Origin of the sequence: Bradyrhizobium sp. SZCCHNR1043 (genome assembly GCF_032489675.1) — a bacterium.
In the GTDB taxonomy this organism is placed as follows: domain Bacteria; phylum Pseudomonadota; class Alphaproteobacteria; order Rhizobiales; family Xanthobacteraceae; genus Bradyrhizobium.
Genome location: NZ_JAUEYN010000017.1, coordinates 178,652 through 193,666, shown reverse-complemented (window position 1 = coordinate 193,666; position 15,015 = coordinate 178,652). Strand labels below are relative to the sequence as shown.

Annotated in this window: 12 protein-coding genes; 7 read left to right on the top strand and 5 right to left on the bottom strand. The window is 65.3% G+C overall.

The features are described from left to right. Positions 1-46 precede the first annotated feature (46 nt). The 5 genes from QX039_RS28415 to ugpB form a co-directional block, all read right to left on the bottom strand. Complete coding sequence (locus QX039_RS28415) at positions 47-949, bottom strand: ABC transporter permease (protein WP_315773714.1); 903 nt, start codon at positions 947-949, stop codon at positions 47-49. Continuing rightward, positions 946-1,959, bottom strand: a complete 1,014-nt coding sequence (locus QX039_RS28410) for an ABC transporter permease (RefSeq protein ID WP_315773716.1) — start codon at positions 1,957-1,959, stop codon at positions 946-948. The genes QX039_RS28415 and QX039_RS28410 overlap by 4 nt, the downstream gene beginning before the upstream one ends. A gap of 195 nt (positions 1,960-2,154) precedes the next feature. After that, complete coding sequence (locus tag QX039_RS28405; protein WP_315773718.1) at positions 2,155-3,777, bottom strand: ABC transporter substrate-binding protein; 1,623 nt, start codon at positions 3,775-3,777, stop codon at positions 2,155-2,157. A gap of 223 nt (positions 3,778-4,000) precedes the next feature. Further along, positions 4,001-4,951, bottom strand: coding sequence for an aminoglycoside 3'-phosphotransferase/choline kinase family protein (locus QX039_RS28400; RefSeq protein WP_315773719.1), 951 nt, complete (start codon positions 4,949-4,951; stop codon positions 4,001-4,003). A gap of 2 nt (positions 4,952-4,953) precedes the next feature. Then, on the bottom strand, positions 4,954-6,279 hold the full coding sequence (gene ugpB, locus QX039_RS28395) for a sn-glycerol-3-phosphate ABC transporter substrate-binding protein UgpB (protein ID WP_315773721.1): 1,326 nt from the start codon (positions 6,277-6,279) through the stop codon (positions 4,954-4,956). A gap of 510 nt (positions 6,280-6,789) precedes the next feature. Between ugpB and QX039_RS28390 the strand changes: the two genes are divergently transcribed. The 7 genes from QX039_RS28390 (at position 6,790) to QX039_RS28360 (ending at position 14,977) form a co-directional block, all read left to right on the top strand. Then, positions 6,790-8,775: an ATP-binding protein gene (locus QX039_RS28390; protein ID WP_409998914.1), complete on the top strand. Its 1,986-nt coding sequence runs from the start codon at positions 6,790-6,792 to the stop codon at positions 8,773-8,775. After that, positions 8,745-10,490, top strand: a complete 1,746-nt coding sequence (locus QX039_RS28385) for a DUF3369 domain-containing protein (protein ID WP_315740551.1) — start codon at positions 8,745-8,747, stop codon at positions 10,488-10,490. Before QX039_RS28390 ends, QX039_RS28385 begins: the two co-directional genes overlap by 31 nt. Beyond that, positions 10,487-11,230, top strand: a complete 744-nt coding sequence (locus QX039_RS28380; RefSeq protein WP_315740552.1) for a response regulator — start codon at positions 10,487-10,489, stop codon at positions 11,228-11,230. Before QX039_RS28385 ends, QX039_RS28380 begins: the two co-directional genes overlap by 4 nt. Positions 11,231-11,461: 231 nt before the next feature. Continuing rightward, complete coding sequence (locus QX039_RS28375; protein WP_315773723.1) at positions 11,462-12,073, top strand: sigma-70 family RNA polymerase sigma factor; 612 nt, start codon at positions 11,462-11,464, stop codon at positions 12,071-12,073. A gap of 365 nt (positions 12,074-12,438) precedes the next feature. Then, positions 12,439-13,845, top strand: a complete 1,407-nt coding sequence (locus QX039_RS28370; protein ID WP_315773724.1) for a cytochrome ubiquinol oxidase subunit I — start codon at positions 12,439-12,441, stop codon at positions 13,843-13,845. Further along, positions 13,842-14,852 carry a cytochrome d ubiquinol oxidase subunit II gene (gene cydB / locus QX039_RS28365; RefSeq protein ID WP_315773725.1) on the top strand — a complete coding sequence of 337 codons (1,011 nt, stop codon included), beginning with the start codon at positions 13,842-13,844 and terminating at the stop codon, positions 14,850-14,852. The genes QX039_RS28370 and cydB overlap by 4 nt, the downstream gene beginning before the upstream one ends. Next, complete coding sequence (locus QX039_RS28360; protein ID WP_315757675.1) at positions 14,852-14,977, top strand: DUF2474 family protein; 126 nt, start codon at positions 14,852-14,854, stop codon at positions 14,975-14,977. Before cydB ends, QX039_RS28360 begins: the two co-directional genes overlap by 1 nt. The last annotated feature ends 38 nt before the right edge of the window (positions 14,978-15,015 follow it).

The window sequence follows — 15,015 nt, the reverse complement described above, 5'->3', positions numbered from 1 at the left end:
GGTCAAGCCCGGCAATGACGGAGTGTTGCTGTGGCGCACCCATCAACTACGTCCTGCGCTGCGGGTCGACGATGTCGCGCAGGCCATCGCCGAGCAGGTTGAAGCAGAATACCGCGATCATCAGCGCAAGGCCCGGAAACAGCGCGATCCACCATTCGCCCGACACCATGAAGGAGGCGCCCTCGGCGACCATGATGCCCCATTCCGCCGTCGGCGGCCGCACGCCGAGGCCGATGAACGACAGGCCTGCGGCATTGAGGATCGCGTAGCCCATCGTCAGCGACATCTGCACGATCATGATCGGCATGATGTTGGGCAGGATGTGGCCGAGCAGAATGCGCAGCTCGCTGTTGCCCGACAGCCGCGCCGCCTGAACGAAGCCGGCGTTGCGGCGGACATTGGCCTCGGCGCGCGCGACCCGCGCGTAAAGCGGGAAGTTCACGATGGCCGTGGCGATGATGATGTTCTGCACGGTGTTGCCGAGCGCGGCGACGATGCCCATCGCCAGCACGAACAGCGGGAACGCCATGATCGTATCGGCGATGCGTCCGACGATGCGGTCGGTCCAGCCGCCGAAGAAACCGGCGGCGACGCCGGCAAGTCCGCCCATGAAGAACACCAGCGCCACCGAGGCGACCGCGATGAAGGTGTCGAGCCGGGTCGCGACGACGACGCGGCTGAAGATGTCGCGGCCGAGCTGATCGGTGCCGAACCAGTGCGCCGCCGACGGCGGCTTCAGCGCCGACGCCGTGTCGCTCGCGAGCGGATCATACGGGACGATCCACGGACCGAAGACCGCGGCGAACAGGATCACGACCAGGAGGCCGAAGGCGAAGCCCGTGACCTTGTTCTCGGCCAGCACATAGCGCGTGTGCCCGATCAGGGCTGACAGTCCCGACATTCGCGAGGGAACGGTGGCAGGCTCAATGGTCGGCGCGACGGAGCTCATCCTTCCAGCCTCACACGGGGATCGATGACGCCATAGAGAATGTCGATGACGAGATTCAGGACGACGTACATCACAGCCATCGTCAGCACGAAGCCCTGCACCGGCGCGAAGTCCGAGGCGATCAGTGCCTCGACCGCGTAGGAGCCGATGCCGGGCCAGGCAAATACCTTCTCCACCAGCACATTGGCGCCGAGCAGGAAGGAGAACACCATCGACAGCGTCGTGATGACCGGCAGCATGGCGTTACGGAACGCATAGGTCACGGTGACCGTCGCGGGCGATAGGCCCGAGGCGCGCGCCGTGCGCACGAATTCCGACGACAGCACCGACAGCATCGAGGCGCGCGTCATGCGCGCGATCGGCGCCAGCGAGAAGATCGCGAGCGTGGCGGCGGGCAGGATCAGCTGACTCAGCGCCGAGCGAAACGCCTCACCGTCACGCGCGATCAGCGTATCGATGAGGTAGAAGCCGGTCACGGGGTCCGGCGCGCTATAAAACACGTCGAGCCGGCCGAGCGGCGCCGGTGACCAGCCGAGCCGGAAGTAGAACACATAGACCAGCACCAGCCCGGTGAAGAACACCGGCAGCGAGACGCCCGCGGTCGTGACGATACGGCAGGTATGGTCGATCCACGACCCCGGCCGCGTCGCCGCGAGCACGCCGAGCGGCAGCGCAATCGCGACGGATACCAACAGACCGAGCAAGGTCAGCTCGGCCGAGGCCGGCAGTCGGTTGCGAATCTCGCTGGCGACCGGCTGGCCTGTGGTCAGCGAACTGCCGAGATCGCCATGGGCGAGATCGACGGTGTAGCGGAAGAACTGCTCGACCAGCGGCTTATCGAAGCCGAGCTTCTTACGGATCTGCTCGACGGCCTCTTTGGTTGCCGCAGGGCCGGCGAAATACGCCGCGGGATCGCCGGGCAGCGCACGCGTGAGCAGGAAGGTGACGATCACGACGCCGATCAGGGAGGGAATCGCGAAGGCGAGGCGCTTGGCGATAAGGCTCAGCATGGGCAGCCCCCCGCCCGAATTGGCCCAGATCCCACAGCACGGCGCAGTCTGCTCCCTCCCCCCTTGTGGGGGAGGGCTGGGGTGGGGGGTGAGCCGAGACGGCAGTGGGTGCGGCTACCCCCCTCCCTGCCCCTCCCCCACAAGGGGGGAGGGAATGAGAGAGCTGGGCTCACACCACCAAGGTCACCCACGTCCTCACCCCTTCACCAGAGCCCGATAGTCGAGCCTGCGGTGGAACCAGTACTGATAGCCGGAGATGTTCTTCTGCATCGCGACGTTGACGAACGGCTGATATAGCGGAATGCGCGGCACCTCGGCGAAGGCGAGATCGACGAAGCCCTTCACGTCGGCGTCGTACGTGGCCTTGTCCCCAGTCGCGGCGGCGTCGCGCGCGCCGTTGATGAGCTTGTCCATCTCGGGCGACTTGTAGCTCATCGTGTTGAACACGGAATTGTTGCCGTGATAGCACCAGTAGAAAAAGTACTCGGGGTAATCGAGCCAACCGGAGAAGATGTTGGTGAAGAGCGGCATCTCCTTCTTGTTCAGCTCGGTGCGCCAGTTGGCGCCGGGCACCTTGTTGATGGTGGTCTTGATGCCGAGCTGGGCGAGGCTCTCCTGCACGAGCACGCACAGCGGCTCGTTGACCTGCGCGAAATTGAGGTCGAACGAGATCGTGGTCTCGAAGCCGTTGGGGTAGCCGGCTTCTGCCAGCAGCGCCTTGGCCTTCTCCATGTCGGTGACATACTTCGTCGGCTGCGGCCACGCCACCTCGGTCGCCTTGTCGGACGGCGCACCGAACATCGGATTGGCAAGGCCGAACATCACGGCGTCGATGATCTTCTGATAGGGCATCGCATAGGCGAGCGCCTGCCGAACCTTGGGATTGTCGAACGGCGGCTTGGTCACGTTCATGCCGACATACTGGATGCCGTTGGAGATCGGCAGCGAGATCACGGTGTGCTTGCCGTTCGACTTCATCTCCTGGAAGTCCTTGTTCGGCAGCTCATAGGAGATGTCGGCGTCACCACGCTCGAGCAGCGCGCGGCGGTTGCCGGCCTGCGGCACCATGCGCCAGATCACGCGCTTGATCTTCGGCAGCGGACCGCACACCCAGTCATCGTTGCGCTCCATGATCACTTCGGTACCGGCGGTCCACTTCGTCACCTTGTAGGCGCCGGAGCCCGCGGTCTGCTGCTTGGTATATTCGAGCCCCCATGGGTCTTTGTCGGTCGCGTTCTTCTTCACGAGCTCCGAGTTGACCACGCAGGGTACGATGACGGCGAGATCGGGGATCGTCAGCCGGTCCTTCTTCAGGAAGTCGACGCGCACGGTGTGGTCATCGACGATGACGAACTGCTCCGGCTTGGTCAGCGAGCCCGCGCTCATCTGGAAGGTCGGGAAGCCACCGACGCTGACGGCGCGATCGAGCGACCACTTCACGTCCTTGGCCGTGACCGGCGTGCCGTCGTGGAATTTGGCGTTCTTGCGCAGCTTGAAGGTCGCCGACATGTCGCCGATGGTCATGTCCTCGGCGAGCTCGGGCTTGAACTTGTCGCGGTCATAGTACGGCACCCCGCCGGGGCCGCTCTTCATCTCGTGGCTGATCAGGCGATCATAGCAGTTCCAGGACACCTCGTAGCCCGGTACGTTGGTGCCGACGCCGTGGATGTCGAGGTTGTTGGGACCGCCTTCGGACACGATCAGCAGCGTCTCGGACCGCGCATCGGCCTTGGCGGAAGACATGATGGCCGGCGCCATTGGCAGCGCGGCCCCCGCAGCCAGACCGGACACGGATTTCAGAAAATCGCGACGCTTCATCAAATGCTCCCGAGAATAACGACTGTCGGGAACAGTGATCGCAAGCTTCGTGCCAAGCCCGGCCGAAAGCTAAGCTATTGAAATATCGACGCGCCTTCACCGAGCGGCACAGCTCGATGCCCCCTATTGCATACAGAGCTGCATATTTGCTGCATTTATAATCACCTCAAATAGCCTGCGACAGATTTACGCAACGCCTGTTGGACCGCCGCCCGGTTGGGGATCACTCCGGCCAGATCAGCGCCTGCAGCTCGTCGAAGTCGCGGACCTTGGCCGGCCAATCCGGAATGCAGATGTGGCGAACGGGATCGCTCGCCTGGTGCAGCAGCATCAAGGCGAGCAGCCGTCGCTTCAGCTGCCAGTTGATGTCCTCCAGGGCAAATCCGTAACCATCGAACAAGGCACGCACGCGCCCGGGCTGACCCGCTGCCATGAACGCACTCGGCCCGAGCAGATCATATTCGCCAAGACCAGTCATGACGTCGCCGAAGTCGAACAGCCCGCTCAGCTGCCAGCCATCACCGCTGCGCGTGACGAGGAAATTCTCCGGAATGTATTCACCGGTCAGGATGACCGGCGGCGGATCCTTCGGCAGCAGTGCTGCGGCCTCGCGCAGGAGATCGTCCAGCCCGGCGAGCAGCGTCGGCGGCAAGCCGAACCTCTGATGGCGTGCATGACATCCGGCCATCTGCATCCTCAAAAAATCCGACCAGCGCGGACCGAGCGCGAGCAGCTCGCCAGGCGGGACCCGCTGCACGGCGGCGATCAGACGACCGACCTGCCTGAGCAAGAGCTGCTTGTCCTGCTCCTGTAGTTGCCGCCAGACATCCGAAGCAGGCATGCCGCCGAGCCTGGTCATGATCAGATAGCACCAGCCGTCGCGCTCCCCCTCATGGCGCAGGTCGGGGGTACGGACGTCGCCGACGCCACCGGCGAGCACGCGCAAGGCCGCCCGCTCGGACTGAAACTTGCCGCGATGAAACGGCGGGAAGATTTTCAGGATCAGTCCGTCGTTCAGCGCGAGAACCAGATTGGTGCCTGCCGCGAACGGCACCAGCCGCGCGTCGTCGTAGCCATGGCCGCGCGCAATATCGCGTGCAGCCGGCAGCCAGCGCGTCGCGTCGGCACGGAGGCGCCGGAGCTGCGCGCCATCGGCGACCGGTGGCAAAGCCATTTTCAGCGATCCGGGCTCGCGCGCTCGAACTGGCGCAGCAGACGGTTGCCGCGGTCGACGGCCGCATCGATCGCCGCCTGCGCCGGCTTGCGGCCGCTGAAGGCCTGCTCCATCTCGTCCTCGATGGCATCACGGATCAGCACGAACGAGCCCAGCCGCAGGCCGCGCGAATTCTCCGTGGGAGGATTGAGCGTCACCTGCTCGATCGAGATAGCAGCTCCCGGATTACGGTCGTAGAAGCCCTGCGCGCGCGTCAGATCGAATGCCGCCTGCGTAATCGGCAGATAGCCCGTATTCTGGTGCCAGGCGGCCTGAACGTCGGGCCGCGACAGATAGGCGAAGAACCTGGCGACGCCCTTGTACTCGGCCGCGGGACGGTCACGCAGCACCCACAGCGTCGCGCCGCCGATAATCGAATTCTGTGGCGCGCCCGCAACGTCAGGCCAGTACGGCATCATGCCGTAGCCGACCTCGAACTTCGAAGTCGCCTTGATGTCGGCGCGCGTCGCCGAGGAGCCGATGAAGATGCCGCACTCGCCCTTCTGGAAACGCGGCTCGGCTGCCTGGCCGCGGCCGCCATAGTCGAAGACCTTGCTCTTCTCCCATTCCGCAAGCTGGGCGATGTGCCGCGTGACCTGCGGATTGTTGAACGTCAGCACGGCGTCCAGTCCGGCAAAGCCGTTGGCGCGGGTGGCGATCGGCAGATTGTGGAAGGCCGAGAAATTCTCCACGTTGATCCAGGCCGGCCATGACGTCGTGAAGCCGCAGGCGACGCCGTTGTCGCGCAGCCGCCGGGCAGCCTTGCCGAGCTCGGGCCAGGTCTTCGGCGCCGCGCCCGGATCCAGCCCGGCCGCGCGAAACTGATCCTTGTTGTAGTAGAGGATCGGCGTGGAGGCGTTGAACGGAAACGACAGCATGTTGCCGTCGGCGTCGGCATAGGTGCCGGCGATCGCGGGCAGATAGGCCGACGGCGAAAAGCTCTCCTGCTCGTCGCGCATCAACTCGTAGACGGGGTAGATCGCGCCCTTCGCCGCCGTCATCGTCGCGGTCGCGATCTCGTTGACCTGCACGATGGCCGGCTGGCTGCGCGAGCGGAACGCGAAGATGGCCGCCGTCACGGTCTCGGTATAGCTGCCCTTGTAGCTCGGCACGATGCGATAGTCGGACTGCGACGCATTGAAGTCGGCGGCCAGTCTGTCGACCTGCCTGCCGAGCTCACCCGACATCGCATGCCACCACATGATCTCGGTCGCGGCCTGGGCCGTGCTTGCGCAAACAACCGTCCAGAGCAGGATTGCAAACGAAACAGAACGCAAGAGGACCGTCAACGGGAGCCAACTCCAATTCGATGAATGAATCTGCCCGGGCTGAGATCGCAATCGGACCGAAAATTGGGCCTAACAACCCAAGGCTGCAACAGACTATCAACAAACCATTGACGCGTATCGCTTTGACGTCAGAATGACGTTATAGCACCTGTTCGGGAGTGCATTGAACCTTTTCATGTCCGGGCCGACCTCATCATCAGGGGGAAGAGTGTTGCCTGTGTACCGCGCCCATCTTTCGTCGATCTCGAGAGTGGACGTCACGCCGGTGCTGATGCGCGCTGAGGCGGGCGCGCGGTACCGCTCGTCCCTTTCATGCTCGGCGTCGCGACTGGCTGCGCCGCAGCATACAAGCGCGGCAGAGCGCGGCAGAGCGGACGCAGGCAGGCTCCGCACGACCGGCCCGAGGTAGCGATCGTGGCGCGATCCGAGCAGCGGAAATCCGTCGCGCGGCCGCTCAGTCTGGCGGTGCTGGGGCGGGCACGGATCGTTCGCGCGCTGCGGGCGGTTCCGATCCGCTGGCGCATCCTCTCGATCGCCGCGCTCAACTCGGCTGTCGTGATCGTGCTGGCGGCGCTGATCTGGAACGGCGCGACGGTGCTCGGCACGGCTTGGGACGACGTTCGCCAGGTCCGCGAATCCGACAAGGTGCTGGCCCTGCTCGAAAGCGAGACGAGCCGGCTGCAGAACCTCATTCATCGCTACATCAATCAGCCGAGCCCGGAGCTGTTCGCCGAGATCCTGCTGCTGCGCGAGGCCGTGCTCGGGACGCTCACGACGCGCGCCTCGACCGACCCGATGCTGTCGGGGTCGGTCGAGGAGCTGGAGCGCGTCACCGTGCGTTTCCTGGACGGCTTCGGCGAGCTGCGCAGTCTGCAGGCGACGATCTCCAAGACCTATGAGGAAGAGGTTCTCGGCCCCGCCCGCGACATCGCCGGGCTCTATTCGGTGATCGAAGGCGCGACCGGCCATCGCGACGCGCAGATCTGGCCCTCGCTCGGCAAGTCGCGCGAGGCCTTCACCGCGATGCTGGTCGCGGCCAATTCCTACTATCTGTCGCTCGCGCCCGCCTCCGCCGACGACGCGCGCCGCAACACGGAGACGATCGAGAAGACCATCCCGGTGATGTCGAGTCTTGCGGACAATGATCTGCAGCGGCTGGCGCTGCAGCGACTGTCAGCCCGGACCGCGGCGCTGCGCGCAGGATTCTCCAAGCTCACCGATCAGCTCACCAACCGCACCGAACTGCTGCGCAATACCATCGATGCGAGCCAGGCCGAAACCATCGGCGCCATCGACGGCCTGTCGGTGAAGATGCGCCAGCACGAGCAGAAGGCGCAGGCGACCTTCGATCGGACGTTGAAGGACATCTCCCGTCGCGTCCTCTCGATCGCCGTGATCTTCCTGGGAGTCATCCTGTCCGCCGGGGTGCTGATCGCCTTGTCGATCCGGCTGCCGTTGCAGCAGATCATGGCCTCGATGCGCGCGATCATGCTGGGCGACTACGACCGCGAGGTCCAGGGCACCGAGGCGCGCGACGAGGTCGGCGCGATGGCCCGCGCCGTCGAGACCTTCCGCGAGAACGCAATCGCCAAGCGCAAGACCGAGGACGAGCTCCGCGCCGCGAAGGAAAAGGCCGAGAGCGCGCTGCTCGAACTCAACGCCGCGCAGCGCAACCTGATCGATGCCGAGCGGCTGGCGGCGCTGGGCGGGCTCGTCGCCGGCGTCGCACATGAGGTGAACAACCCGATCGGCATCAGCCTGACGGTGGCCTCCAGCTTCGCGCGCCGGGTCGAGATGTTCGAGGCCGCACTGCGGTCGCCCGAAGGCGGCCTGCGCCGGTCGCAGCTGGAGGAGTTCGTGCGCTCCTCGCGCGATGCATCCGAGCAGCTGGTCGCCAATCTGCAGCGCGCCGGCGAGCTGATCCAATCGTTCAAGCAGGTCGCGGTCGACCGCTCCCACGCGGAGCGACGGACCTTCGTCCTGAGCGAGGCGACCGATCAGATCATCACCAGCCTCAAGCCGGTGCTCAAGCGCGCGCCGATCACGCTTGCGGTCGACGTCCCCGAGGGACTTTTCATCGATGGCTATCCCGGGTTCTACGGTCAGATCCTCACCAACCTGTTCCTCAACGCCGTCAATCATGCCTTTGTCGACGGGCGCGCGGGCACCATCTCGATTACGGCGCGGCCGCGCGGCGCGGATGACATCGAGATCATTTTCGCCGATAACGGGGCCGGCATGACCCCCGACGTCCAGCGTCAGGCCTTCGATCCGTTCTTCACGACACGCCGCAACGAAGGGGGAACGGGGCTCGGGCTGCATATCGTCTACAATCTGGTGACGCAGCAGCTCGGCGGCCGCATGATGCTGGAATCCCGCGAGGGACAAGGCACCACCTTTCGGATTATCATGCCGCGGGTCGCCAAGGGCGGCGCCGAGACAGCAATGGGCGACGGAACGACGCAATGGCCGAACAGGACGATGTCCTCCAACTGATCGAGGATGCCGGTTTCGACGAGGATGACGGTTCGGCCCGGAAATGGAAGATCGCCGTCATCGACGACGACCATGCCGTGCACGAGGGCACCCGCTTTGCGCTGTCGGATTACAGCCTGAACGGCCAGGGGCTCGAAATCCTGTCCGCCTATTCGGCGGCCGAAGGCCGCGCGCTGATGCGGGAGCACACCGACATCGCGGCCGTGCTGCTCGACGTCATCATGGAGACCGACGTCGCCGGCCTCGAGCTCGTCGAATACATCCGCAACGAGATCAAGAACGAGACCGTCCGCATCATCCTCCGCACCGGACAGCCGGGTCAGGCGCCGGAGCGGCGCGTCATCGTCCAGTACGACATCAACGACTACAAGGCCAAGACCGAGCTCACCGCCGACAAGCTGTTCACCTCGCTGACGGCGGCGCTGCGCAGCTACCAGCAGCTCGAGCGCATGGTACAGACCCGCCGCGGCCTCGAGATCATCATCGACGCCGCCTCGACGCTGTACGACTTCAAGTCGATGCAGCGGCTGGCCGAGGGCGTGCTGACCCAGATCGCTTCGCTGCTGAACGTGGATTGCGCAGGCATCCTGGTGCTGCGCGACGACGGCAGCCAGACCGACGATTTTTCGGTGCTGGCCGGCTCCGGCTGCTACAGCCGCTTCTCCGGCGCCGTCACCTCGCGCTCGCTCGATCCGGATCTGCGCGACATGGTGGAGGCCGCCTTCAGGCAGCGCAGCAACGAATTTGCCGACCATCGCACCGTGCTCTATGTCCGCACTGGCTCGGGGCGCGAGGTCGTGGTGCTGCTGCAGGCGGAGCGGCCGCTGTCCGAGACCGACCGCTCGCTGGTCGAGATCTTCTCCAGCCGGCTGTCGATCGCCTTCGACAACGTGATCCTGTATCAGCAGCTGCATGAGGCCAACACCCAGCTCGAGGACCGCGTCGCCCAGCGCACCCGCGCGCTGATGCAGGCCAACCGGCGGCTGTCGGCGCAATGGCTGCGGCTGCAGCGCGCCAACGGCTTCAAGAACGAGATTTTGGGCACCGTCGCCCACGACCTGAAAAATCCGCTGGGCGTGATCCTCGGCCGCACGGAGATGCTGACCGAGCTGATCGCGACCGGCGCCTCCGCCGACGGCATCACCAGCCAGGTCGGACATATCCGCGATGCCGCCAAGCGGCTGACCTCGATGGTCGACCATCTGATCTCGGATGCGATGGCCGACGCCTTCGACATCACCATCCGCCGTGAGCCGGTCGACATCGCAGCCCTGGTCCACGAGGTGGTCGAGGCCAACCAGCCGCTCGCGCTCAACAAGCAGCAGGTCATTGCCGTGTCGGCGCCGCCGCATCTGTCGACCATGTGCGACATCGACCGGATCCGCGAGGCGATCGACAACCTCCTGAGCAACGCGATCAAGTACAGCCCGATCGGCGGCAGGATCACCGTGAATGCCGCCGATGACGGCGACAACACCATCATCGGCGTCACCGACCAGGGCGCCGGGCTGTCGCCGGAGGATCTCGGCCGCCTGTTCGGCCGGTTCCAGCGGCTGTCGGCCAAGCCGACCGCCGGCGAGAGCTCGACCGGGCTCGGCCTGTCGATTGTCAAACGCATCGTCGACATGCATGGTGGCGAGGTGACGGCCAGGAGCGATGGGCCGGGATCCGGATCGACCTTCACGATCACACTGCCGGCGGCCGAATTGTCATGAGTCAGAGCCAGCACATCATCATCGTCGACGACGAGGCCCCTGCCCGCGAAATGGTGGGTGATTACCTCAAGATGCACGGCTTCGCGGTGACGCTGTGCGACGGCGGCAAGAGCCTGCGCAGCGCCATCGAGACCGGCCCGGCAGATCTCGTCGTGCTCGATCTCAACATGCCCGAAGAGGACGGCCTGTCGATCATCCGCGATCTCAAGGGCCGCACCAACATCCCGGTGATCATGCTGACCGCTACCGCCAGCCCGATCGACCGGGTGGTGGGGCTCGAGCTCGGGGCCGACGATTACGTCGCCAAGCCGTGCGAATTGCGCGAATTGATGGCCCGGATCCGCTCCGTGCTGCGCCGCAGTGGGCCGGCCAAGACTGCGGCGGCCGCTACGGACTCCGCTCCCGCCCAGGCGAAGGACCCGCAATTGGTGCGGTTCGGCACCAAATGGCTCGATCTCGATGCCCAGGCGCTGCGGGATGACGAGGGCAACGAGCACCCGCTGACGGCGTCCGAATTCGGCCTGCTCAAAGTGTTCGCCGCCAACCCGAAGCGGGTGCTGTCGCGCGAACGGCTGCTCGAGCTGGCGAATGCCCGCGATGCCGAGGCATTCGACCGCGCCGTGGACCTGAGAATCATGCGGATCCGCCGCAAGATCGAGCCGGATCCGACCAAGCCGGCGGTGATCCGTACCATCCGCGGCGGCGGCTACCTGTTCTCGCCGGCGGGCGAGAAGGCCTGAGGACGGCCGGTCGGCGGCGGCGGAAGCGGCCTCTGCACCCACATTCCGTTCCGCATCTTGGAATTGGGCACAATTCCGCCACGACTGTTTCGCGATGTGCGGCGCGACGAAACATTTCCGCAGGCGCACGAAACCATTTTCCTGTTTTCGTGCAGACGTCCCGAAACGGGCGCTCCTTAACAATCCCTCCCGTCGAAACGCCGCAAGGGGGCGGCGGAACGGGAGAGTGCCATGCAGAACGTCGTTGCCATCAATTCCGCAGCCAGCCAGGGCATCATCGCAGCCCAGGCGACCACGGACGGCATGCTCCTGGAGAGCATTGCCGATGGCGATCGCACCGCGATGCACACGCTTTATGCGCGCCACAATGTGCGGGTCTATCGCTTCATCCTGCGCATCGTCCGCGACACCACGATCGCCGAGGACCTCGTCAGCCAGGTGTTCCTGGACGTCTGGCGCACCGCCAAGCAGTTCGAGGGCCGCTCACAGGTCTCGACGTGGCTGCTGTCGATCGCCCGCTTCAAGGCGTTGACCGCGCTGCGCCAGCGCCGCTTCGAGGACATCGACCAGGACGAGGTGCGCGAGATCGCCGACGACTCCGACACGCCGGAGACCTCGCTCGAGCGCTCCACCACCAGCGCCATCCTGCGTGCCTGCGTCGCCAAGCTGTCGCCGGCCCATCGCGAGATCATCACCCTGATCTACTACCACGAGAAGTCGGTAGAGGAGGTCGGGCAGATCATCGGCATTCCGCAGAGCACGGTGAAGACGCGCATGTTCTATGCCCGCAAGCACCTCGCCGAGCTCCTGCGCTGTGCCGGCGTCCACAGCCTCGCCGCCTGACCAAGGTTCATTCTCGTCGGGGCTGATGTCCCGACGGGTTCCAAAGACGACGCACGAAAATCGCCGAACGAAACAATTGAAACAATCGGCGAAATCACCTGGAAAATTTCGGCCGCTAGAACGCTATCCATCGACCGAGCCTCAGTCCCCCAGCTGATCTCGGTTTCGAGCGAGCAAATTCAAGGATAACCTCCACCTCCCAAGGTTGCTCCGAAGACCCGGCGGATGCCCCCGCCGGGTCTTCGTCGTTTATGGACCTGCAGCGCCGCCTTGGTCGATTTGACCATTTGATATCGCGCGGCGCCGGTGCAATCTTCCGTCATGGGGCGATGCGACAAGCCCCGTGGCAATGACGGACGGTGCTGATGTTCGGTTTGGATGCGGTTGAGCTGGCGCGCGCGCAGTTCGCCTTCACGGTCACCTTCCACATCATCTTCCCCGCCTTCTCGATCGGGCTCGCGTCCTACCTCGCCGTGCTCGAGGCGCTGTGGCTGTGGACCGGACGCGACGTCTATCTCAACGTCTTCAATTACTGGCTCAAGATCTTCGCCATTACCTTCGCCATGGGCGTCGTCTCCGGCATCGTGATGTCCTACCAGTTCGGCACCAACTGGTCGGTGTATTCCGACAAGGTCGGACCGGTGATCGGCCCGCTGATGGCCTATGAGGTGCTGACCGCGTTCTTTCTCGAGGCCGGCTTTCTCGGCGTCATGCTGTTCGGCCTCAGGCGGGTCGGCCCGAAGCTCCATTTCCTGGCCACTCTGATGGTCGCCGTCGGCACCCTGATTTCGGCGTTCTGGATCCTCTCCGCCAATTCGTGGATGCAGACGCCCGCCGGCTACGCCGTCAACGCCGACGGCCAGTTCGTCTCGGTCGACTGGCTCAAGGTGATCTTCAATCCGTCCTTCCCCTATCGCCTCGTGCACATGGTGCTGGCGGCGTATCTGACGACCTCGCTCGTGGTCGGCGCCGTCGGCGCCTGGCATCTGCTGCGCAATCCGCACCTGCCGGGCCCGCGCGTGATGTTCTCGATGGCGATGTGGATGGCGGCGCTGGTGGCACCGCTGCAGATCGTGGTCGGCGATCAGCACGGGCTCAACACGCTCGAGCACCAGCCGGAGAAGATCATGGCCATGGAAGGCCATTTCGAGAGCCACAAGGACGGCGCGCCGCTCTACCTGTTCGGCTGGCCCGACCAGGCCAAGGGCGAGCTGAAATGGGCGCTCGGCATTCCCAAATTCGGCTCGCTGATCCTCAAGCACCAGATCGACGCACCGATGGCCGGCCTCGACACCGTGCCGCGGCAGGACTGGCCGCCGGTGCCGATCACCTTCTGGTCGTTCCGCATCATGGTCGGCCTGGGGCTCCTGATGATGGCGCTCGGCCTGTTCAGCCTGTGGGAGCGCTGGCGCGACCGGCTATACGTCAATCGCGGCCTGCACCGCTTCGCGATTGCGATGGGACCAGCGGGATTCATTGCCGTCATGGCCGGCTGGATCACCACCGAGACCGGCCGGCAGCCGTTCACCGTGTACGGGCTGCTGCGCACCACCGATTCCGTTTCCCCGCTCGCGGCCCCGGCCGTGGGTGCCTCGCTGCTCGCCTTCATCATCGTGTATTTCATCATCTTCGCCGCCGGCGTGCTGTACATCCTGCGCCTGATGGCCGAGCCGCCGCATCCCGGTGAGCCGGGCCCGAGCAGCGAGCAGCCGGTCCGCACGGCCGGCATCACGCCGGCCGCGGGCGTCGTGCAGGGAGCCGTCGGATCATGAGCGTTGCCGTCGATCTCGCGACCCTCTGGGCCTTCATCATCGCGCTCGCCGTCTTCATCTACGTCGTGATGGACGGCTTCGATCTCGGGCTCGGCATCCTGTTTCCGCTGTTCCCGGGCAGGTCGGACCGCGACGTCATCACCAACACCGTGGCGCCGGTGTGGGACGGCAACGAGACCTGGCTGGTACTCGGCGGCGGCGGCCTGATGGCCGCCTTCCCGCTCGCTTATGCGATCCTGATGCCCGCGCTGTATGCGCCGCTGATCGCGATGCTGGTTGGGCTGATCTTCCGCGGCGTCGCCTTCGAATTCCGCTGGCGCACCCGCGCGCAGCGCAATCTGTGGGACCTCGCCTTTGCCGGCGGCTCCTGGGTCGCGGCGCTGGCGCAGGGCATCGCGCTCGGCGCCATTCTGCAGGGCGTGCATGTCGAGGGCCGGCACTATGCCGGCGGCTGGTGGGACTGGCTGACGCCGTTCAGCATCCTCACCGGCGTCTCGCTCGTGGTCGGCTACGCGCTGCTCGGCGCGACCTGGCTGATCCTGAAGGCAGAGGGCGACCTGCGCGACAAGGCGTATCGCATCAGCTGGTATCTCCTGTTCGCCATGCTGCTCGCGATCGCCACGGTCAGCCTGGCGACGCCGCTGCTCACCATCCAATATGCGCAGCGCTGGTTCACCTGGCCGGCCGTGGTCCTGACCGCGCCGGTGCCGCTCGCCGTCGTCGGTGTCACCGTGCTGTTGATGAAGAACCTCGCCCAGAAGACCGACGGCTGGCCGTTCTTCCTCGCGCTGGCGCTGTTCTTGCTGTCCTATGCCGGCCTCGGCATCAGCATGTACCCCTACATCGTGCCGCAGAGCATCACGATCTGGCAGGCGGCGGCGCCGGAGCGCAGCCAACTGATCATGCTGCCGGGCGTGCTCGTGCTGGTGCCGCTGATTCTCGGCTACACCGGCTGGGCCTATTGGGTGTTTCGCGGCAAGGTCGGGCACGACAGCGGCTATCATTGATGCCGTCCGAGCAGCCTGCCCCGCTCGCGAAGCGCCTCGCCTGGTTCGTCGTGCTGTGGCTCGCCGGCGTGGCGGCCGTCGGCACCGTCGCCTTCCTGCTGCGGCTCTGGATGAAGCTTGGATGACGGCGGGCGCCCCGCGCTCACCTTGACTTTGCTGCGAA